A 21824-nucleotide genomic window follows, 5' to 3' on the forward strand; every position below is an offset into this window, starting at 1 on the left:
CTGATTTGCGATTATCGTAAGCGCCCTCGCGCCAGATTGAGCCGGGTCTCGCTGATCTGCGCGGCATTCTGGCTGACATGGCAATGGGTGATGGCGATCGCCAGCGCATCCGCCGCATCCGCTTGCGGATTGGCAGGCAGCTTGAGCAGGGTGCGCACCATGTGCTGGACCTGACTCTTTTCAGCGCTGCCGATGCCGACAACCGTCTGCTTAACCTGGCGGGCGGCATATTCAAACACCGGTAACGACTGATTGGTCGCCGCCACGATCGCCACCCCGCGCGCCTGCCCGAGCTTTAACGCCGAGTCGGCATTCTTGGCCATAAAGACCTGCTCAATGGCGAAAAAGTCAGGCTGGAACTGGGTTATGATCTCCGTCACTCCGGCGTAGATCAGCTTCAGCCGCGACGGCAAATCGTCCACTTTGGTGCGGATACAGCCGCTGCCAAGGTAGCTCAGCTGCCGGCCAACCTGACGGATCACGCCATAACCGGTAACGCGCGACCCCGGGTCAATGCCGAGAATAATAGCCATCACGCGCCTCCGGTTAACCGTGGATGCGACTGCATCACAGGGTGGCTGCGACCTCGTCGGAGATCTCGCCGTTATGGTACACTTCCTGCACGTCGTCGCAGTCTTCGAGCATATCGATCAGACGCAGCAGCTTCGGCGCCGTCTCGGCATCCATATCCGCTTTGGTGGACGGGATCATCGAGACTTCGGCAGCGTCGGCTTTCAGGCCAGCGGCTTCCAGCGCGTCGCGTACGGCGCCCATCTCTTCCCAGGCGGTGTAGACGTCGATCGCGCCGTCGTCATAGGTCACCACGTCTTCAGCGCCAGCTTCCAGCGCCGCTTCCATGATGGTGTCTTCATCGCCTTTCTCGAAGGAGATGACGCCTTTTTTGCTGAACAGGTAGGAGACGGAACCGTCGGTGCCGAGGTTACCACCGGTTTTAGTGAAGGCGTGACGCACTTCCGCAACGGTACGGTTACGGTTGTCGGACAGACATTCCACCATCACCGCGGTGCCGCCAGGGCCATAGCCTTCATAAATAATGGTTTCCATGTTCGCGTCTTCATCGCCGCCGACGCCGCGCGCGATGGCGCGGTTCAGGGTGTCGCGGGTCATGTTGTTAGACAGCGCTTTATCCACCGCCGCACGCAGACGCGGGTTGGACGCAGGATCGCCGCCGCCCAGACGCGCTGCGGTAACCAGTTCGCGAATGATTTTCGTAAAGATTTTACCGCGCTTGGCATCCTGTGCCGCTTTGCGGTGTTTGGTGTTGGCCCATTTACTATGACCTGCCATAAAAAACTCTCCAAAAAGCGCGCCCTTTCAGGCGGCGTTAATTACAAATTCTTCAATCGCCTGCCGGTTGCTCCACGACTTGGTCAGCGCAGCGGCTTCCGTCGCGCTGACCCAGCGGTAGGCCAGATGTTCGGTAAAGGTAATTTCCCGCTCATGAGGCAGCGCAAGACAGAACCAAAATTCCGTATTACGCTCCACTCCCGGCGCATAGCGATGACGCAAATGAGAAAATATCTCGAACTCCACCGTGCGCTGACAGTCGATTAAGGTCAGTTGCTCGCAGGCAACGTCAATGGCGACCTCTTCCTTTACTTCACGCGCGGCGGCCTGCAGCGCGGTCTCTCCTGCTTCCAGGCTGCCGGTGACCGACTGCCAGAACGCGGGATCGTCGCGCCGCTGCAACATCAGCACCCGTTTGGTATCTTCGGCGTAAATCACCACCAGCACCGAAACGGGCAGCTTAAATGACATATTACTTGTTCTCCAGAGACGCTTTTGCCTCTTTCTCCACAACCTGAATACCCAGTTCACTGAGCGCCGCCGGATTGGCGAAGCTTGGCGCTTCGGTCATCAGGCAGGCGGCCGCGGTGGTTTTCGGGAAAGCGATAACGTCGCGGATGTTATCGGTGCCGGTCAGCAGCATGGTCAGACGGTCAAGACCGAACGCCAGGCCCGCATGCGGCGGGGTACCGTATTTCAGCGCATCGAGCAGGAAGCCGAATTTCTCACGCTGTTCCTGTTCGTTAATGCCCAGAATACCAAATACCGTCTGCTGCATGTCGCCGCGGTGGATACGCACCGAACCGCCGCCGACTTCATAACCGTTAATGACCATATCATAGGCGTTGGCCACGGCCTCTTCCGGCGCAGCTTTCAGCTCGTCCGCCGTCATATCTTTCGGCGAGGTGAACGGATGGTGCATCGCCGTCAGGCCGCCTTCGCCGTCGTCTTCGAACATCGGGAAGTCGATCACCCACAGCGGCGCCCATTTGCTCTCGTCAGTCAGGCTCAGATCTTTACCCAGCTTCAGACGCAGCGCGCCCAGCGCGTCGGCCACCACTTTCTTGTTGTCGGCGCCGAAGAAGATCATGTCTCCATCCTGCGCGCCGGTGCGGTCGAGGATCGCTTCGACGATTTCAGCGGTCAGGAATTTGGCCACCGGGCTGTTGATCCCGTCCATGCCTTTGGCACGTTCGGTCACTTTAATATAGGCCAGCCCTTTCGCGCCGTAGATCTTGACAAAGTTGCCGTATTCATCAATCAGCTTGCGGGTCAGAGAAGCCCCGCCCGGCACGCGCAGCGCCGCCACGCGCCCTTTCGGATCGTTGGCCGGGCCGGCAAAGACCGCGAACTCCACTGATTTCAGCAGGTCGGCGACGTCCACCAGCTCCATCGGGTTACGCAGGTCCGGTTTATCGGAGCCGTAGCGACGTTCGGCTTCGGCGAAGGTCATGATCGGGAAATCGCCCAGATCGACGCCTTTAATCTCCAGCCACAGCTGACGCACCATCGCTTCCATGATCTCACGCACCTGCGGCGCGGTCATAAAGGAGGTTTCCACGTCGATCTGGGTAAATTCAGGCTGACGGTCGGCACGCAGGTCTTCATCGCGGAAGCATTTGACGATCTGATAGTAGCGGTCGAAGCCGGACATCATCAGCAGCTGTTTGAACAGCTGCGGCGACTGCGGCAGCGCGTAGAATTTGCCTTTATGCACGCGGGAAGGCACGAGGTAATCGCGGGCGCCTTCCGGGGTGGCTTTGGTCAGCATCGGGGTTTCGATGTCGAGGAAGCCATGGTCATCCATAAAGCGGCGCACAAAGCTGGTGATTTTCGCGCGGGTTTTCAGACGCTGCGCCATTTCCGGACGACGCAGGTCGAGGTAGCGGTATTTCAGACGCGCTTCTTCGGTGTTGACGTGATTGGAGTCCAGCGGCAGCGATTCTGAGCGGTTAATGATCGTCAGATCGGAAGCCAGCACTTCGATAGCGCCGGTGGCCATGTCCGCGTTGATGTTTTTCTCTTCACGCGCGCGAACGGTGCCAGTGACCTGAATGCAGAACTCATTACGCAGTTCAGAGGCTAACTTCAACGCATCCGCACGATCCGGATCGAAAAACACCTGAACGATGCCTTCGCGGTCGCGCATATCGATAAAAATGAGGCTACCGAGATCGCGACGGCGGTTGACCCAACCACACAGAGTCACCTGCTGCCCAACGTGGGACTGTCGAAGCTGTCCGCAATATTCTGTACGCATGAGATATCCCTTAACTTAGCCGTCGGCGGATTGTCGTCTGCCCTGCAGGCGACGAGGTCGCAGCTTTAGCTGATGTCACAACTGAATGAAAAAAGGCGGCTATTATACTGGAAATTCTGTCGTTCGATAAGTCCGACGCACGATGTACGCTGCTTTGCTGCGCGCTTAACGTCCACACTCACATAAATTAACAAAATTTGTTACCCTTTTGCTGAAGCCGCAAAGGTATTGTAGCCGCCTGACAACAGATGAAGATACGGGGATACCATGTTAGAACTCAATGCGAAAAACACGGCGCTGGTGGTGATCGATCTGCAGGAAGGCATTCTGCCTTTTGCCGGCGGCCCACATCGGGCTGACGAGGTGGTGGCGCGCGCCGCCCGCCTGGCAGACAAGTGCCGACAACAGGGTTCGCCGGTCATCATGGTCCGCGTCGGCTGGTCGGCCGATTTCGCCGAAGCGCTGAAACAGCCTGTCGACGCGCAGGCCGGGGCGCATACGCTGCCTGAGAACTGGTGGACCTATCCGGCCACGCTGGGTAAGCAGGAGAGCGATATCGAAGTGACCAAACGCCAGTGGGGCGCGTTCTATGGCACCGACCTTGAGCTTCAGCTGCGTCGCCGCGGTATCGACACCATTATTCTCTGCGGCATCGCCACCAACATCGGCGTCGAATCCACCGCCCGCAACGCCTGGGAGCTGGGTTTTAACCTGGTCATTGCCGAAGATGCCTGCAGCGCCGCCTCCGCCGAGCAGCATCAGGGCAGCATGACGCATATTTTCCCGCGCATCGGCCGCGTGCGCAGCACCGAGGAGATCCTCGCCGCGTTATGATTTATATTGGGCTTCCCCAGTGGTCGCACCCGAAATGGGTGCGCCTTGGCATCACCAGCCTTGAAGAGTACGCCCGCCACTTCAATTGCGTCGAGGGCAACACCACCCTGTATGCGCTACCGAAGCCGGAGATTGTCGCCCGCTGGTACGAGCAGACCCACGATGACTTCCGCTTCTGCTTTAAATTTCCGGCGACTATCTCGCACCAGTCCGCCCTGCGCCACTGCGACGATTTAAGCCGTGAATTCTTCACCCGCCTGGCGCCGCTGGCCTCGCGCATCGGCCAGTACTGGCTGCAACTGCCGGCGACCTTCGGCCCTCGCGATCTCCCGGCGCTATGGCATTTTCTCGACGCACTGCCGAAGGATTTCACCTACGGCGTCGAAGTTCGTCACCACGAGTTCTTCGCCAAAGGGGAAGCGGAACAGCAGCTCAACCGCGGGCTGCACCAGCGCAACGTCAACCGCGTGATCCTCGACAGCCGCCCGGTCCATAGCGCCGCGGCCACCAGTCCGGCGATGATCGACGCGCAACAAAAGAAACCGAAGGTGCCGGTGCATGCGGTGATGACCGCCCGGCAGCCAATGGTGCGCTTTATCGGCGGCGACGATATGGCCCATAACCGGGAACTGTTTCGCGTCTGGCTGCAGACGCTGCCAAAATGGCATCAGTCAGGGACGCCGTGGCTGTTCCTGCATACTCCCGATATTGCCTACGCGCCGGCTCTGGTCGATACCCTGTGGGGCGATCTGCGCGCCGCCCTGCCGGCGGCAGGAAATGCGCCGTCGATTCCGCAGCAATCTTCTCTTTTCTGATATCCTGCTATCATATCCGGAGCCATCTGCCAGAGTTAAAGGGAGTTTTCGTATGGTCAGCGCGCTGTATGCCGTTTTAGGTGCGTTATTGTTAGTGAAGTTCTCATTTGACGTGGTGCGTTTGCGCACCCAATACCATGTAGGCTACGGCGACGGCGGCTTCAGCGAACTGCAGGTCGCCATCCGCGTTCACGGCAATGCCGTCGAATATGTGCCGATTGGCCTCATTTTACTGTTATTTATGGAGATGAACGGCGCCCAGACCTGGATGGTGCACGTTTGCGGCATTTTATTGACCGTCGGACGACTGATGCACTCCTGGGGTTTTCATCACCGCGTCTACCACTGGCGCCGCTCCGGCATGAGCGCCACCTGGTGCGCGTTGTTGCTGATGGTGCTGGCCAATCTCTGGTATATGCCCTGGGAGTTGGTTTTCTCCCTCCGTTAGCGCACAATACGCCGTTTTCGTTTTTTCGGGTTTAACGTTATGTCTCACCGCGATACGCTTTTTTCCGCGCCGATTGCCAGCCTCGGCGACTGGACCTTTGATGAACGGGTTGCTGAAGTCTTCCCCGATATGATCCAGCGTTCTGTGCCTGGCTACTCCAATATCATCTCGATGATCGGCATGCTGGCCGAGCGCTTCGTTCAGCCCCACACCCAGGTTTACGATCTTGGCTGTTCGCTGGGCGCCGCCACCCTCTCCGTGCGCCGCAATATTAGCCATCCGGGATGTCGCATTATCGCCATCGACAACTCCCCGGCGATGGTGGAGCGCTGCCGTCGCCATATTGACGCCTATAAAGCGCCGACGCCGGTCGAGGTGATTGAAGGGGATATCCGCGATGTGGCCATTGAAAACGCCTCGCTGGTGATCCTGAACTTTACCATTCAGTTCCTTGAGCCGGGCGATCGTCAGGCGATCCTGAATAAAGTCTATCAGGGGCTGAATCCCGGCGGCGCGCTGGTGCTCTCGGAGAAATTCAGCTTCGAAGACGCCCACGTCGGTGAGCTGCTGTTCAATATGCATCATGACTTTAAGCGCGCGAACGGCTACAGCGAGCTGGAGATTAGCCAGAAACGCAGCATGCTGGAAAACGTGATGCTGACCGACTCTGTGGAAACCCATAAAAAACGCCTGCGTCAGGCGGGGTTCGAACATGCTGAACTGTGGTTCCAGTGCTTTAACTTTGGCTCGCTGGTGGCAGTAAAATCCGGGGAGCAGGCATGATCGACTTCAGTAACTTTTATCAGCTGATCGCCAAAAGCCCGCTGTCTCACTGGCTGGAGACGCTGCCTGCCCAGGTAGCCGCCTGGCAGCGCGAGGCCCTGCACGGCAAGTTTCGCGAATGGGAGCGCGCCGTTGAGTTTCTTCCGGAATTAACGCCCTGGCGTCTGGACCTCCTGCACAGCGTCACCGCCGAAAGCGAAACGCCGCTCAGCGAAGGCCATCGGCTGCGGGTAGAAAACCTGCTTAAAAACCTGATGCCATGGCGCAAAGGCCCTTATTCGCTGTACAGCATCAACATCGATACCGAATGGCGCTCCGACTGGAAATGGGAGCGCGTCCTGCCGCATCTGTCCGATCTTAGCGGACGGACCATCCTCGACGTGGGCTGCGGCAGCGGCTATCACATGTGGCGGATGATCGGCGCGGGCGCGCATCTGGCGGTCGGCATCGATCCCACCCAGCTGTTCCTGTGCCAGTTTGAAGCGGTGCGTAAGCTGCTTGGCAACGACCAGCGGGCGCATCTCCTGCCGCTGGGCATCGAGCAGCTCCCGGCGCTGGAGGCCTTTGACACCGTGTTCTCGATGGGCGTGCTCTACCACCGCCGCTCGCCGCTGGACCACCTGTGGCAGCTGAAAGATCAGCTGGCGCCGGGTGGCGAGCTGGTACTGGAGACGCTGGTGGTCGAAGGCGATGAAAATACGGTGCTGGTTCCGGGCGACCGTTATGCGCAGATGCGCAACGTCTATTTTATTCCCTCCGCGGCGGCCCTGAAAATGTGGCTGGAGAAGTGCGGGTTTATCGATGTGCGCATCGTCGACGCCTGCGTCACCTCGACGGAAGAGCAGCGGCGCACCGAATGGATGACCAGCGAATCGCTGGCCGATTTCCTCGACCCGCAGGATCGGCGCAAAACCGTGGAAGGCTATCCGGCGCCGCTGCGCGCGGTGATTATCGCCACCAAACCGGAAACGCAGCAGTCACTGGCAAAGAAAGCGAGATAAAAAAAGGCCCCTGTTTAATGGGCAGGGGCCTGGTACGGGCAATCATCATATTGGGCGACATGATGTGCAGCAAAAACCGTTTAACTTCTGTCAGCGGAAATTATCTTTTTCATCTCCGCTACCGCTGCGCCATTGACGGCGTAGCGTCTGTATTCGTCCGCATCGGGATCGGCTGACATCGAAACGCCTGGATGACGAAAGCGCATTTCCGATGGCAACCACTGGCCTGCAGAGCTATGAACCTCTTTCACCCCCGTCTGCAGAAACAGCGGCAGGTTCGCGGCGCGCACTCCCGCACCGGCCATAATGATTGGAGTATCCCCTGCGGCAATAAGTTCCGTAATTAATGAAATACCTTTCTCCGCCGAGGATTGCTGACCGGAAGTCAGGATACGTTTAACCCCCAGCTCACCCAGCGTCTCCCAGGCCTGACGCGGGTCGGCGCACAGATCGAACGCGCGATGAAAGGTCACCGCCAGCGGCCCGGCCGCAGCCATTATTTTTTTCATCCGCGGGATATCGACCTGACCATCGGCATTCAGCACGCCGGTCACCAGCCCGGGAAAGCCGAGCTCCCGCACCATGCGGATATCGCCAAGCATCGCGGCGAACTCCTCTTCGGTGTAGCAGAAATCGCCGCCGCGCGGGCGGATAATCGGATGCACCGGGAGGGTAATCGCCTCGCGGACCGAGACCAGCACCCCGTAAGAGGGTGTTAGTCCCCCTTCCTGCGGCGCGGCGCAGAGTTCAATACGATCGGCGCCGCAGCGCTCAGCCTCCCGGGCGCACGCCATGCTGTAACAACAAACTTCCAGTACCGCCATTGCTCACTCCCTGATCCAGACAACCTTCTCAGCATGTCATGATTTCACGCGGCAGACGCCGCGCGGCTTCACACTGTTACGTATCGGCTTGCTCGCTGGCGACGATTTGTTCAATAGACCATGGGTGAAATTTGACCGTCACGCTGCCGTCGGTGACCGCCAGGGTGGGATTCGGCAGACGCTCATGTTCCCCTTTCGGCGAGCTGGTTTTGACGACGATCCCCGGCTGGCTGAGTCCGTCATCGGCCAGCAGCGCCAGAGCGCGGGCATTTAAGGTAGCCGGATCGCCGGGCAGGACAATTTCAATATGCTCCCAGCCTTCATGGGGATAACGCTTTTCACCCGGCCACGGCAGCTCAACGATATGAAAGCGCCAGTGCGCCACGCAGACCGGCTCCGCCAGTTTAAACAGGCAGATAGGCCGACCGTTGATCATATTCTCCGACAGCAGGGTTCCGCACTGCGCCAGCCCACTGCGCCAGCGCTCCGCGGTGGCGTTCTGATGACAGCGCAGGGAGATATGGTCGGCGTCGAGTCCGCCGATCTCCAGTCCCAGTCGCGCAGCGAAGCGCTGTAGCGCATCGGAAAATCGCGGGAGATCCGCCGTAATATCGGCCAGTTGTTCAATCTGCTGCCAGTTCGCCATGGGTTTGCTCGTCACTTATGTTCATCAATAATAAAAAGGCTAATCTACCGTGTTTTAGGCCGCGGACCAACCGCCACCCTGCCGCTGCGTGACCGACCGACGATGGATTGCCCATGCCGCCGGGCCGCGCGCGATGCTGACGGACGGGGACAAATGCAGTATACTCCCGCCCTAATTTGTCCACATTCCGGCGCCGTCTCCCTCGGGGGCTGGCGCATTACACGTAAGGTATTCCGGTGAATATTCAGGCTCTTCTCTCAGAAAAAGTCAGCCAGGCCCTGATCGCGGCAGGCGCGCCTGCCGATTGCGAACCTCAGGTCCGCCAGTCAGCAAAAGTTCAGTTCGGTGACTATCAGGCCAACGGCGTGATGGCTGTCGCCAAAAAGCTGGGCATGGCGCCGCGACAACTTGCAGAGCAGGTACTGTCTCATCTTGACCTCAACGGCATTGCCAGCAAGGTTGAAATCGCCGGGCCGGGCTTTATCAATATTTTCCTCGACCCCGCGTTCCTGGCGGACAACGTCAACCGCGCGCTGCAGTCAGAACGCCTGGGCGTCGCCACGCCGCAGGTACAGACCATCGTCGTCGACTATTCGGCGCCAAACGTGGCGAAAGAGATGCACGTCGGCCATCTGCGTTCGACCATCATTGGCGATGCCTCGGTCCGTACCCTGGAGTTCCTGGGCCATAAGGTGATCCGCGCCAACCACGTCGGCGACTGGGGCACCCAGTTCGGCATGCTGATCGCGTATCTGGAAAAACAGCAGCAGGAAAACGCCGGCGAGATGGCCCTGGCCGACCTCGAAGGTTTTTATCGCGAAGCGAAAAAACACTACGACGAAGACGAAGCCTTCGCCGAGCGCGCGCGCAGCTACGTGGTTAAGCTGCAGGGCGGCGATGAGTACTTCCTGCAGATGTGGCGTAAGCTGGTGGACATCACCATGTCGCAGAACCAGATCACCTACGATCGCCTGAATGTGACGCTGACCCGCGATGACGTGATGGGCGAAAGCCTGTACAACCCGATGCTGCCGGAGATCGTCGCCGATCTGAAAGCCAAAGGGCTGGCCGTCGAGAGCGAAGGCGCCACCGTGGTGTTCCTTGATGAGTATAAAAACAAGGAAGGCGAACCGATGGGCGTCATCATCCAGAAAAAGGATGGCGGCTACCTCTATACCACCACCGATATCGCCTGTGCGAAGTATCGCTATGAAACACTGCACGCCGACCGTGTGCTCTACTACATCGACTCCCGTCAGCACCAGCACCTGATGCAGGCGTGGACCATCGTGCGTAAAGCAGGCTATGTGCCGGACTCCGTGCCGCTGGAACACCATATGTTCGGCATGATGCTGGGTAAAGACGGCAAGCCGTTTAAAACCCGCGCCGGCGGCACCGTGAAGCTGGCGGATCTGCTGGACGAAGCGCTGGAGCGCGCGCGTCGCCTGGTGGCCGAGAAGAACCCGGAGATGTCCGCTGATGAGCTGGAAAATCTGGCGAAAGTGGTGGGTATCGGCGCGGTGAAATACGCCGACCTGTCGAAAAACCGCACCACCGACTACGTTTTCGACTGGGATAATATGCTGGCGTTCGAAGGCAACACCGCGCCGTATATGCAGTATGCCTATACCCGCGTGCTCTCCGTGTTCCGCAAAGCCGGCATTGACGAAAACGCCCTCACCGACGCGCCGGTGGTGATTGCGGAAGATCGCGAAGCCCAGCTGGCCGCGCGCCTGCTGCAGTTTGAAGAGACCCTCTCCGTGGTCGCTCGCGAAGGGACGCCGCACGTGATGTGCGCCTACCTCTACGATCTGGCGGGCCTGTTCTCCGGTTTCTACGAGCACTGCCCGATCCTCAGCGCGGAAAGCGAAGCGACCCGCAACAGCCGCCTGAAGCTGGCGCTGCTGACGGCGAAAACCCTCAAGCTGGGTCTCGATACCCTCGGTATCGAAACCGTCGAGCGTATGTAAAACCAACCCGGCGAAAGCCGGGTTAGTTTTTTCAGGCGCCGCGCCTGCGGGGTCTCCTGCTCAGAAATACTTGCGCAGATACTCGGTCAGACAGAGGATCGCCATCGCCTGGCCGTAGGGCATCGAGGTGAGCGGGATCTGGCGATAGAAATCGAGGTCTGACCCCATTCCTGTGCCAAAGGAAGTCTGCAGCAGTTCCCCCTGCGGCGAAATATTCTGCACAATTCCGCGAATCGCTTTTTCAGCCACCCCGGCATAGTGCTGCCCGACATATCGCTTGCGCACCGCTTTGAGTATGCCGTAGGCAAAGCCGGCGGTCGCCGAGGCCTCTGGATAAGAGTGCGGGTCGTCCAGCAGGGTATGCCACAGGCCGCTATCGTCCTGACATTTCGCTAAGGCGGCAATTTGCGCGTTCAGCACCTCGGTCAGATAGCGCCGTACCGCATTCCCTTCCGGGAGATCCACTAACTCAAGAAAATCCGGGATCACCATAGTGAGCCAGCTGTTGCCCCGCGCCCAGCGCGCCCGGGCAAAGTTATGCCGACCGTCATAGCTCCAGCCGTGAAACCACAGCCCGGTTTCCCGGTCCATCAGGTTCTGCACGTGGAGCAGGAACTGATAGGTCGCCTCCTCCACATACTGCGGACGGTGAAGCAGCTTGCCAATTTTGGCTAACGGCAACACGGTCATCATCAGGGTGTCATCCCACATTTGCTGGTGGTTTTCTTCCGCCAGGGTGATGTGCTGCATGCCGCCCTGCTCGGTACGCGGCATCTCATACATTGCCCACTCCGCCCAGCTCTCCAGCCACGGCAGATACGCCTTACATCCGGTCTCTTCAAAGCGACAGGCCAGGGTCAGGAACGGCGCCATGGTGTTGACGTTTTTGGTCGTTGCCCCCTCGGCGAAACGGTCGGCAAACCAGCGGTCAATGATATCGCGCATCTCGAGATCGCCGGTTTGCTGATAATACTGATAGATGCCATACAGCCCGACGCCGTGGGTCCACTCCCAGCCGGCCCAGCCTTTGGTATCAATAACGCGCCCGTCATCAAGGCGCAGTAAAAATTGCCCGCTCTCATCCTTAATATTCACCAGGTTTTGCGTCACGTTGCGGATGAGCGCCTGCAGTTCGCTACGGGCGATAAAACGCTCAGGCTGACAGAGTAATGGGCTATGTTTGACCGGCCAAACTTTCATGTTGTTAACCTCGGGTATATGTCGAATTCAAAGCGCCGCCCTGGGTGAGCGCCGGGGCAGCAGGTTTATGACGATTCAGGTAGCCAATATTGTTATTTCCCCACAGGCAGTCGTAGGGCATCCCCGCCAGCATCTCGACGACCGCGCGGTGTTCCGCACTGGTCAGTTCCGGCTGGGCGTGACCGCTTTCGCGCATTCTTAGAGTTTCGCTGCGCAGGACGCTGTGGGTATGCAGATTGAGTTTGAAGCGCAGCGAAACGAGGAAGCCGCAGGCTAAGACCACCAGCGTGCCGACGCTGAGGATCAGCAAAATGGTATGGCTGACCCCTGCAGGCTGAATTTTTTGCCCGGAGACAAACCCGGACAACTGCATGATGATGCCCACCAGCATCACCGCCCCCGCCTGCGAGGCTTTGCGGGTCAGCGTCATGATGCCGGCAAAAATCCCCTCCCGGCGCTGGCCGGTGATCGCTTCGTCGACGTCGGCAATATAGGTGTAGGTATTCCACGGTACGTAGTTAATCCCGCCGCGTCCCAGTCCGGCGACAGCAGAGATGAGCAGCAATAACGAATAGACGTCGCTCAGTCCGGCGTAATAGAGCAGCGCATAGGAGAGCGAGCTCAGGCCAAAGAGGACTACCACCATGCGGTACGACGGCGCGGGGCCAAAGCGAATGCACAGCGGGATCATGGCGATCACGGCGATAAACTGGAAAATCGCCATCGTCCCCAGCAGATTCGAGGCGACAGAGGCCTCCTGCATCAGAACAAAGACCACGTAATAGGTGAACACGGCATTGAAGACGTCCTGGGCGATATAGCCCCCCAGATACATGCCGAGGTGCTGGCGGAAAATTTTTATCCGCAGCGTGGAGCTCAGCTCAATCACCAGGCGATTGAGGCTCTGGGCGAGGGTTAAGTTCTGTTTTTCCGCTTCCGCCCGCAGCGCCGCCTCTGACCAGGCCTCACGCGGACGCTCCCAGGTGAAACACCAGACGAAGGTCAGCATCACCGCGCACAGGACCGAGAACACCAGACTGGCATAAAAGAACGAGCTGGCATTGTCTTTGCCGAGCCAGGTAAGGAGGATCCCCGGCAGAAAGGAGGCTAAAATCGCCGACATTTGCGCCATTGAGATGCGCGCGCCGGAGAATTTGGTTTTCTGTTTAAAGTCATCGGTCATCTCCGGCACCAGCGTCTCGTAGGGCACCAGAATCATGGTGTAGACCATATCAAACAGCAGATAGGTGAGCAGGTAGTACCAGAAGCCCATCTCGCCAACCCACATCGCCGAGTAGCTGAATACGCACGGGATGCCGAGCAGAATAAAGAATTTTCTGCGGCCGAAGCGCTTGCCGAGCCAGGTGGTGCCGAAGTTATCGGTGAGAAAGCCCATCAGCGGGCTCACCACCGCATCCAGTACGCGGGCGGAAGCGAATATCAGCGTGGCTTCTATCGGAGAGAGTCCGCAGAAGGTGGTGTAAAAGTAGAGCAGCCATGCGGCGGTTAGCGCCGTGGTGCCGGCGCCGAGAAAATCGCCCGCGCCGTAGGCCAGGTAGTTAGCCAGTCCAATCTTTCGTGTTTTCATCGCCGTGATCCTGTGTCTTTTTTTAAGAGAACGCCGACAATCTTTCCGGATTTGCCACCGGAAGGGAGTGGGTACCTGGCTACACTAAAAGCAGCGAAACGAGGTTACCTTTGTGCTTTTGCCACGCAACCGCCGCCGGTGGCAAAATGACAAAGAGATGAGGTCTTCACTTCACTCATTTATAAAACGGCATTTCTTTTAAATCAAAAGACAGGTTCACCATTGTGATCTAACCGGAAAAACACCGACTGGCGAAGAGGCTCGCAAATCCCGGGATCGGCCCTTGCGCAGCCGGGTAAACAGGAGTAAAGAAGGAAGAAAGGGTTATTCCGCGTATCTCAAGGAGGTCAGATGCCTTATTCACATCTGCTGGTTGCCGTCGCGCCAACGCCGGAGAGTCAGGTATTAATTAAAAAAGCGGTGTCGATTGCCCGGCCCGTGAACGCGAAAGTGAGCTTTATCACCCTCGCCACGGATCCGGAGCTGTATAACCAGTTCGCTGCGCCGATGATGGAAAATCTGCGCGAGGTGATGCAGGAAGAGACGCGTGATTTTCTCAACGAGCTGGCGCGTCACGCGGACTACCCGATAGAGAAAATGACCATCGCCTGCGGCGAACTGGGCCATCATATTAAGGACTTCTGCCGGTCGCACCAGGTCGATCTGGTGATCTGCGGCAATCATAACCATTCCCTTTTTTCGCGCGCCACCTGCTCGGCGAAAAATATTGTCGGCAGCTGCGGCGTCGATGTCCTGCTGGTTTCCCTTGAAAAGGGCTAACGCCGGTTAGCCCTTTTCCTGAACTAGGCCAGTTTAGGGAACGTGGCTATCTTCCCCCGCAGGCGGCTCTCCTCACTGCGCGGTGAAATATGCTGCAGATCGTCGACAAAGCGCGCCTGCCAGTTATGAATATCATTTTCTCTGATCACGTCCAGCATCGCAGAATGACGGGCAATACGTTCCGCCAGCGGCATGCTAAGGGCGCGATCCAGCGCGGCGGCAACCTCGTCGCGATCGTAGGGGTTGACGATCAGGGCGCTGGTCAGCTCCTGCGCCGCGCCGGCAAACTGCGACAGGACCAGTACGCCAGGGTTATCCGGATCCTGCGCCGCCACGTATTCCTTCGCCACCAGGTTCATACCATCGCGCAGGGGCGTCACCAGGCCGACGTCAGAGTAGCGGAAGACCTTCATCAGCAGCTTACGGTCAAAATGCTGGTTCAGATAGTAGAGCGGAGTCCAGCCAAGCTGGCCAAACTGGCCGTTGATGCGCCCGGATGCGGTTTCCAGCTGGTGGCGGATATCCTGATAGGCCTGCACATCGCCGCGGGAGGTCGGTGCGATCTGGGTATAACGGATCTTGCCGTGATGCTGAGGATACTTTTCGAGCAGCGTCTCATAGGCGAGGAACCGCTCCGGCAACCCTTTCGAGTAGTCAAGCCGCTCCACCGAGAAGATATTCTTCACGTTTTTGAGCTCGTTTTTCAGCTGGACAAGCTTCGGCGGCAGCGGACCTTTGGCGTTGCGCGTAATCTCGTCCGGATCGATCCCTATCGGATAAACCTCGGTGCTGAACGCCTTACCCCACGCCTGATAGCGTTTGTCTCCGAGGTCGGAGAGTCGGGTCTGCATGGCAATGCTGTCAAGAAATGCGGTTCTGTCGCTTTCGGTCTGGAAGCCCAGCAGGTCGTAATCGCACAGTTGCTCCAGCAGCTCAGCGTGCGGCGGTAGCGCGTTAAAAATCTCCGGCGTCGGGAACGGAATATGCAAAAAGAAGCCGATCCGGTTGTTGACCCCACGCTTGCGCAGTTCGCTGGCGAAGGGCAGCAGATGGTAATCATGGATCCACAGCGTATCGTCTGGCTCGATCAGCGGCAGAAGCTTGTCCGCCAGCATGGCGTTAACTCGCTGATATCCCTCCCAGGCTTCGCGCTGGAAGCTGACCAGATCAAGACGATAATGGAAGGCCGGCCACAGCACGGCATTAGAGAACTGGTTGTAGTATTCATCATGGTCACGCTCATTAAGGTTGAACGACGCCCATGAAATATTTCCGCGGGAGACCTGCTTCAGCGGTTGCTGGTCATCGCCAATTTCGCCGCTCCAGCCAAACCACAGACCCCCTGCCGCTTTCAGTGCCCCCAGGATGCCGACGGCCAGACCGCCAGCGCTCGATTTTTTATCGTCCGGTAAGGCGATACGGTTAGAGACTACGACTAAACGACTCATGGTCATCCCTCCTTTCGGTTTGCGCGTCATACGCCAGATGTTGCAACCACGTCCTTACGGCGGCGGCATCCGCCAACCGCCAGTGCGCCTGGGTTTCCCCGGCGCCCACTTTTATCGACATTCCCTGCAGTTGATTAACCACGCTGAATCCCGCTTCGTCGGTCAAATCATCGCCGACAAAAACCGGTTCGCGACCGGCAAACGGCGCTTCCTGCATGAAGGCGGTGATCGCCTCCCCTTTGTTGACACCGCGGGGTTTAATCTCCACTACGCACTTGCCAAGCTGTAGCGCCAGCAGCGGGTAGCGCTGAACGATGCGCTGCGCCAGCTCCAGCACCGCGCTCTGCTGCTGCGGCGCCTGGCGGTAGTGGAGCGCGAAGGCCATCTCTTTACTCTCCAGCTCGCACCCGGGGAGCGCCTGCAACGCCGAGGTCAGCTCAGCCGCGATTTCATCGCGCAGAGCCGACGGCAGAGAGACAATATAGGTTTTACCATTGATATCACGGCGTTCAGCCCCGTGAACACCGGCCAGCGGTAGCCGCCAGGGATGGGTTAGCGCGTCAAGTTCAGACATTGAGCGCCCTGAAATCAATGCCACCGCCCCGCCCTGCTGCCGGGCCAGCGCGTTGAGCGCCTGCAGCGTGTTGTCGGGTATCACCACCTGATCGGGGTGCGGCTGGATATCGGCAAGAGTACCGTCGAGGTCAAAGAAAAAAGCGTAGTTTCCGGTTAGCGCAGGCGGTACAGATATCTGGTTATCCACCCTGTTTCCTCCTTATCATGGCCAGCCGAAGCTGGTTGTTAATTATATGTTAGCCATGTAAGTATAGACAGTGTGACCAACCTCGCCATTTTTGATAGATACCGCCAGCGAAACGGGCGCTGGCGGTAATTACTCTGTAGACTTAAAAGTTATGCCTGAAATCAGGCCGCACGTTTGGCTTTTTGTTTGTAGCGGTCAAAAATTACCGCCGCCAGCAGGATGACCCCGCGCACGACGTATTGTGAGAACGGCGAGATGTTCAGCAGGTTCATCGCGTTCTCCACGGTCCCGAGGATCAGGATCCCGGCCACCACGTAGGAGATCTTGCCGATCCCGCCCTTCAGCGATACCCCGCCCAGCACACAGGCCGAAATAACAATCAGCTCATAGCCAATCGAGGTCATCGGCTGGCCGCTGGTCATCCGCGACGCCAGAATGATCCCCGCCGCGGCCGATACCAGACCGGAGAGCACAAAGATAATAATCTTGGTGCGCACCACCGGAACCCCGGCCAGACGCGCCGCCTCTTCATTGCCGCCTATAGCCAGCGTATTACGGCCAAAGGTGGTTTTGTTTAGTAATAATCCGAAAACCACCAGGCAGGCGACCGTCAGCCAGATCGGCGCCGGCAGACCAAACCAGTTGGCGTAACCGAGGGTGAAGAAGCGTTCATCTTCGATCCCCACCGCTTTACCGTCGGAGATAATGTAGGCCAGACCGCGAACAATCTGCATAGTGGCCAGCGTGGTGATCAGGGCGTTGATCTTCAGGCGGGCAATGACAAAGCCGTTGACCAGGCCACTGATCGCCCCCAGCAGCAGACCGGCGGCAATCCCCAGCCACAGGCTTTCGCTCAGGTTAATCACCACCGCGGTAGTGACCCCGGCACAGGCGATAACCGACGCCACCGACAGGTCGAAATCGCCGGAGGCCAGGCAGAAGAGCATACCGCAGGCCACCATCCCGGACATCGAGATCGCCAGCCCCAGCCCCTTCATATTGACGAATGAGGCAAAGTTAGGCACAAAAATTACGCAGCCGATAAACAGCACCGCAAACACCACCAGCATGCCAAACTGATCCCAGATACGGGCAAAGCTAAAGGCAGAGCGGGTAGCGCCGGACGTAGTCACTGATGACATCATTTACTCCTTACTCAGGCGACAGCCTGACTCACTTTTGGCATCGCAAGGCTTAACGCCTGCTGTTCATTGGCTTCTTCATGCAGCAGTTCGCCGGCGACTTGCCCTTCACGCATCACCACGATGCGGTCGGCGACGCCCAGCACTTCCGGCAGGTCGCTGGAGGCAAATACCACGGCGACACCGGAGGCGGCGAGGCCATATATCACGTTGTAAATTTCATGTTTGGCGCCGACATCGATACCGCGGGTGGGCTCATCGAGCAGGATCACCTTCATCTCTTCCGACAGCCAGCGGCCCAGGATCGCTTTCTGCTGGTTGCCGCCAGACAGGTTCATGATCAGCTGTTCCGGGCCCGGCGTTTTAATGTTCAGCGACTGGATATGCTGATCGGCGTTGTCCGCCTCCCAGGCGTTGTTGATCAGGCACCCGGCGTGGATATGCTTGCGCCGGGCGCTGATATTGATGTTGTCGCGCACGGAGTGAACCGGAATAATCCCCTCCGCTTTCCGATCTTCCGGGCACAGCATCATCCCGGCCTGGATGGCCTGGGCCGGTTTGCGAATGTCGACGGGCTGGCCATCGATATACACCTGACCGCCGGTGATCCGCGTCCCGCCGAACAGACCTTTCATCAGTTCGCTGCGCCCGGCGCCCACCAGCCCAAACAGGCCGACGATTTCGCCACTGCGCACCGAGAGGCTGACCGGCGTGCGTACGCCCGGGGCCTTCACCTCCTCCAGACGCAGCCGCTCTTCGCCGTAGGGGCGAGGTTTCCAGCCGTAAATATCCCCCAGATTGCGTCCCACCATCGCCTGAACCAGCGCGTCGTGGCTGACGCTCGGCATATCATCAAAGGTGCAGACGTAGCGGCCATCTTTAAAGACGGTGATGGCATCGCTGAGGGCAAAAATTTCTTCCATCCGGTGTGAAACATAGATGATGACGCGCCCCTCCTCCCGTAGCTCGCGGATAACGCGAAACAGGTTGTCGATCTCCCGGGCAGAGAGCGAACTGGTCGGTTCATCGAAGGCGATAATTTTGGCGTTACGCGCCAGCGCTTTGGCTATCTCCACCATCTGCCACTGGCCAATGGAGAGATACTTCAGCGGCGTCTCCGGGTCTATATCCAGCCCCAGATGCTCAAGCTGCAGGCGGGCCTCGTAGTTGAGCAGCGAGCGGTTGACGATGCCGCCTCTGTGCGGCAGCTGGCCAAGATAGATATTTTCGGCGACGGTCATCTCCGGGATCAGATGCAGCTCCTGATAGATAATCGCCACGCCGGCGTTGAGCGCCGCCATCGTATTGGTGAACGCCATCTGCTGACCGCCGATCTGCAGGTGACCCGCAGTGGGGATGTAGTTACCGCTGAGAATTTTCAGCAGCGTCGATTTGCCTGCGCCATTTTCGCCCATCAGCGCGTGGATCTGTCCTGGGTAGCAGTCAAAACTGATATCGGACAAGGCCTTTACGCCAGGGAACGTCATGGTGATGCCGCGAAATGAGAGATAAGGGGTAGACTGTTGCATAACGACTCCGCTCTTCTGCACTCAGCCCCCGCCGCGGCGGGGGCCAGTTCAACCGGGCTGTTACAGCCCTTTTTTCGCCAGCTCTTCTTTGAAGTTATCGCGGGTAATCAGCACCACATCGGTCACCGCAGTGAACTTCGGCGGCTCAACGCCCTTGGTGACCCAGTTGTAGAGCATTTCGCTGGTTTTATAGCCATGAATATCCGGGCTTGGCAGCAGGGAGCCATAGAAACCGGTTGGCTGCGCCTTCGACAGTTCGTTGACGGCATCCACGCCGTTAATGCCAATGCCAATCACATCCGGCGCTTTAAAGCCCTGGCCTTCAGTGGCACGCACGCCGCCGAGCACGGTGTTGTCGTTCATCCCAACGATCAGCCAGTGTTTAACCTGCGGGTGCTGGACCAGCATCGAGTTACCGGCGTCAAACGCCCCCGGGATATCGTTAGATTTTGTCGGAACGCGGTAGATTTGCGCTTCCGGGAAACCGGCCGCCTTCAGGGCATCGATGGAGCCAGTGGTACGACGGCGGGCGGTGTCCAGCTCATCGGCGGTGATGGCCATCACCGCGGTGTCTTTGACATCCCAGCCGCGTTTCTGCATCTCTTTATACAGCTCCTGCCCCTGGCGGGCGCCGATTTCGCTGGCCGCCATCATCACCAGCGGCACGCTCTCCATCGGTTTACCTTTGGCGTTGACGAACTGGTCATCGACAGTAATCACCTTCATGTCATAGCCGCGCGCTTTAGCGACAATCGCCGAGCCGAGCTTAGGATCGGGGGTACAGATGACAAAGCCCTTCGCGCCGCTGGCCGCCAGGCTATCGATGGCGTTCAGGGTTTTCTCACCATCCGGCACCGCAATTTTAATGACGTCAAAGCCTAAATCTTTTCCTGCTTTATCAGCAAATTTCCACTCGGTCTGGAACCATGGCTCTTCCGGCTGTTTCACCAGAAAACCCAATTTCAGGTTTTCCGCCATAGCTGATTGTGACATAACCGCTGCAAGACCAATGGCCGCCAGCGCTTTAGTAAATTTGTGCATGGTAAACTCCAGCTTTAATTCGCTTTCATGTAGGGAAAAATCGGAATTAACTTTTTTATCAGCATCAAAACAAGGCATTAGAAAAATCACATTCCCTACTGCCGTTGTTAGAGTAGTAATACCCGGAAATTATTTCTCCATACGAGAGCATTATCACATCGCGGAATTACAGTAATTGCGTACATAGATTTAGCAAAAAAAGACATAAAAAAAGACATAATTGTCATACAATTTAACCGGCGAATAGCAGGATCATCTATACCACCAGCAGGCTTATCCCTGTGATGTCAGAGGGTGTTTAACAGAGGGTTACGGCACTGTTATATCCAGTGGCTAACGGGGTCGCAGCGGCGGTCAACTGCCCGCCGGCGCTGAAGATCAGCAGACGCGCGTCGCCAGTCCAGCGTCGGCCGTTTAATATCGCGATAAAACGGATCTTTTGCGTAATTTATTCCTAATTGAAAAAAGATATTCCGGTTACATAAAAAAACCTGCAACAAAAAATAAAAATAATTATCATCACCACGAAACATTGCTCTCTGAAATAACTTATAGTTTTGCGTTATACGATGAATCTCGTAGTCAAATACCTATAACTTATACCTGGCACACCGCGCTAGCGCCCCAGTCTACACCGCCAATCCCCCGCCAGTCGTCATTCAGGAATAATCGTGTAACAAAACGTAAATTATCCATCTTGAGAGTTTTCTTAATTCCATTCAGCGAGTATTCTAAAATTGTCGGCAAGAGGAAAAATTACCCGACTCATACGGAATGTGTAGAGTTTTATTATTCTGCAACAGTGCAGCGCGCCACTCTTTTATCCTGTTGTTGACCGCAGGAACCGCTGACGCGCACCAGTAACCCCTTCCCGGTTAATAAGGATATTTTTATGGCAGTTCCAGGAATGGCACAAAAGCTAAACACCCAGATGAACCTTGAGTTCCACGCCTCTAACGTTTACCTGAACTTAAGCGAGTGGTGCGCCCGGCATCGCTTTGACGGCGCCGCGACATTTTTGCGCAACCGCGCGCAATGCAGCATCACCCTCACCATGCGCGTATTTGACTATCTGAAAAAAGCCGGCAGCTGGCCGATAGTGAATCCCGACCGCGCCTGTAATCCCGAATGTACCTCGCTGGAAGATCTCTTTACCCAAACCCTGGTCGATTACCGCCAGCGTAGCAGTATGCTGAGCGGTCTCGCCGAGGAAGCCAAAGCGCAGAGCGATGACAACACCTGGCGTTTTCTGACCCGGCTGGCGGAAGAGCAGCAGCAGGATGGGCTGCTGCTGCAAAGCGTGCTCGAGGAAATTCGCAACGCCGACAAAGCCGGGATCGGTATGGAACAGACCGATCGCCGTCTGATGGCCCTCGTCGGAGCGTCACAGAAACCCCACTAATCAGAGGTGTAGGGCCTTTCTCGCCCGATCAGGGGGGAGCGC

At 57.7% G+C, this 21824-nt stretch carries 21 protein-coding genes; 8 read left to right on the forward strand and 13 right to left on the reverse strand.

Going from position 1 to position 21824, the window contains the following annotated elements:
- Positions 1-11: 11 nt before the first annotated feature.
- From ruvC to aspS, 4 genes are read right to left on the reverse strand one after another with little or no spacing between them, the layout of a single operon-like run.
- Positions 12-533, reverse strand: coding sequence for a crossover junction endodeoxyribonuclease RuvC (gene ruvC, locus AC6CWS_RS15005; RefSeq protein ID WP_004203412.1), 522 nt, complete (start codon positions 531-533; stop codon positions 12-14).
- A gap of 34 nt (positions 534-567) precedes the next feature.
- Entirely contained in the window at positions 568-1308 is a 741-nt protein-coding gene (locus tag AC6CWS_RS15010; RefSeq protein WP_002911459.1) for a YebC/PmpR family DNA-binding transcriptional regulator, read from the reverse strand.
- A gap of 27 nt (positions 1309-1335) precedes the next feature.
- A complete protein-coding gene (nudB, locus tag AC6CWS_RS15015) occupies positions 1336-1779 on the reverse strand; it encodes a dihydroneopterin triphosphate diphosphatase (protein ID WP_002911477.1) in 444 nt (147 codons plus the stop codon).
- 1 nt (position 1780) lies between these two features.
- Positions 1781-3568 carry an aspartate--tRNA ligase gene (aspS, locus tag AC6CWS_RS15020; RefSeq protein ID WP_023290254.1) on the reverse strand — a complete coding sequence of 596 codons (1788 nt, stop codon included), beginning with the start codon at positions 3566-3568 and terminating at the stop codon, positions 1781-1783.
- A gap of 267 nt (positions 3569-3835) precedes the next feature.
- Here aspS and AC6CWS_RS15025 point away from each other — a divergent pair, with 267 nt between their 5' ends.
- Genes AC6CWS_RS15025 through cmoB form a run of 5 tightly spaced genes read left to right on the forward strand, consistent with a single transcriptional unit; the run spans position 3836 to position 7449 of the window.
- Complete coding sequence (locus tag AC6CWS_RS15025; protein ID WP_032453393.1) at positions 3836-4402, forward strand: hydrolase; 567 nt, start codon at positions 3836-3838, stop codon at positions 4400-4402.
- The gene (locus AC6CWS_RS15030; RefSeq protein WP_065881147.1) at positions 4399-5217 is read left to right on the forward strand and encodes a DUF72 domain-containing protein; all 819 of its coding nucleotides are present in this window, start codon (positions 4399-4401) and stop codon (positions 5215-5217) included. Before AC6CWS_RS15025 ends, AC6CWS_RS15030 begins: the two co-directional genes overlap by 4 nt.
- Before the next feature lie 52 nt (positions 5218-5269).
- A complete protein-coding gene (locus tag AC6CWS_RS15035; protein ID WP_065881144.1) occupies positions 5270-5665 on the forward strand; it encodes an MAPEG family protein in 396 nt (131 codons plus the stop codon).
- Between the two features lie 39 nt (positions 5666-5704).
- Entirely contained in the window at positions 5705-6448 is a 744-nt protein-coding gene (gene cmoA / locus AC6CWS_RS15040) for a carboxy-S-adenosyl-L-methionine synthase CmoA (RefSeq protein ID WP_004203422.1), read from the forward strand.
- Positions 6445-7449, forward strand: coding sequence for a tRNA 5-methoxyuridine(34)/uridine 5-oxyacetic acid(34) synthase CmoB (cmoB, locus tag AC6CWS_RS15045; RefSeq protein ID WP_498256412.1), 1005 nt, complete (start codon positions 6445-6447; stop codon positions 7447-7449). The genes cmoA and cmoB overlap by 4 nt, the downstream gene beginning before the upstream one ends.
- Before the next feature lie 80 nt (positions 7450-7529).
- Here cmoB and cutC read toward each other — a convergent pair whose 3' ends face one another.
- Both cutC and AC6CWS_RS15055 read right to left on the reverse strand, forming a co-directional pair.
- Complete coding sequence (cutC, locus tag AC6CWS_RS15050) at positions 7530-8273, reverse strand: copper homeostasis protein CutC (RefSeq protein WP_065881142.1); 744 nt, start codon at positions 8271-8273, stop codon at positions 7530-7532.
- Between the two features lie 76 nt (positions 8274-8349).
- Positions 8350-8919 (reverse strand): VOC family protein, encoded by a 570-nt coding sequence (locus AC6CWS_RS15055; protein ID WP_023290260.1) that lies wholly within the window; start codon positions 8917-8919, stop codon positions 8350-8352.
- 236 nt (positions 8920-9155) lie between these two features.
- Between AC6CWS_RS15055 and argS the strand changes: the two genes are divergently transcribed.
- Complete coding sequence (gene argS / locus AC6CWS_RS15060) at positions 9156-10889, forward strand: arginine--tRNA ligase (RefSeq protein WP_117124432.1); 1734 nt, start codon at positions 9156-9158, stop codon at positions 10887-10889.
- Positions 10890-10949: 60 nt separating this feature from the next.
- Here the strand turns inward: argS and bglB are convergent, their stop codons facing one another.
- On the reverse strand, positions 10950-12089 hold the full coding sequence (gene bglB / locus AC6CWS_RS15065) for a beta-galactosidase BglB (RefSeq protein ID WP_044523994.1): 1140 nt from the start codon (positions 12087-12089) through the stop codon (positions 10950-10952).
- Positions 12090-12093: 4 nt separating this feature from the next.
- Positions 12094-13677, reverse strand: a complete 1584-nt coding sequence (locus tag AC6CWS_RS15070; RefSeq protein WP_065881137.1) for an MFS transporter — start codon at positions 13675-13677, stop codon at positions 12094-12096.
- Positions 13678-14028: 351 nt separating this feature from the next.
- Between AC6CWS_RS15070 and uspC the strand changes: the two genes are divergently transcribed.
- Entirely contained in the window at positions 14029-14457 is a 429-nt protein-coding gene (uspC, locus tag AC6CWS_RS15075) for a universal stress protein UspC (RefSeq protein WP_004203433.1), read from the forward strand.
- Positions 14458-14480: 23 nt separating this feature from the next.
- Here the strand turns inward: uspC and otsA are convergent, their stop codons facing one another.
- From otsA to AC6CWS_RS15100, 5 genes are all read right to left on the reverse strand, one after another.
- The gene (gene otsA / locus AC6CWS_RS15080; protein ID WP_032453397.1) at positions 14481-15905 is read right to left on the reverse strand and encodes an alpha,alpha-trehalose-phosphate synthase; all 1425 of its coding nucleotides are present in this window, start codon (positions 15903-15905) and stop codon (positions 14481-14483) included.
- Complete coding sequence (otsB, locus tag AC6CWS_RS15085; RefSeq protein ID WP_023290265.1) at positions 15880-16668, reverse strand: trehalose-phosphatase; 789 nt, start codon at positions 16666-16668, stop codon at positions 15880-15882. The genes otsA and otsB overlap by 26 nt, the downstream gene beginning before the upstream one ends.
- A gap of 161 nt (positions 16669-16829) precedes the next feature.
- Positions 16830-17810 (reverse strand): L-arabinose ABC transporter permease AraH, encoded by a 981-nt coding sequence (gene araH / locus AC6CWS_RS15090; protein ID WP_023290266.1) that lies wholly within the window; start codon positions 17808-17810, stop codon positions 16830-16832.
- 14 nt (positions 17811-17824) lie between these two features.
- The gene (gene araG, locus AC6CWS_RS15095) at positions 17825-19339 is read right to left on the reverse strand and encodes an L-arabinose ABC transporter ATP-binding protein AraG (protein WP_032453398.1); all 1515 of its coding nucleotides are present in this window, start codon (positions 19337-19339) and stop codon (positions 17825-17827) included.
- A gap of 60 nt (positions 19340-19399) precedes the next feature.
- Positions 19400-20380: an arabinose ABC transporter substrate-binding protein gene (locus tag AC6CWS_RS15100; RefSeq protein ID WP_004203441.1), complete on the reverse strand. Its 981-nt coding sequence runs from the start codon at positions 20378-20380 to the stop codon at positions 19400-19402.
- Positions 20381-21272: 892 nt separating this feature from the next.
- Here AC6CWS_RS15100 and AC6CWS_RS15105 point away from each other — a divergent pair.
- On the forward strand, positions 21273-21782 hold the full coding sequence (locus AC6CWS_RS15105) for a non-heme ferritin-like protein (RefSeq protein WP_032453399.1): 510 nt from the start codon (positions 21273-21275) through the stop codon (positions 21780-21782).
- Positions 21783-21824: the final 42 nt, after the last annotated feature.

The sequence above is a fragment of the Klebsiella sp. M041 genome (assembly GCF_059759695.1).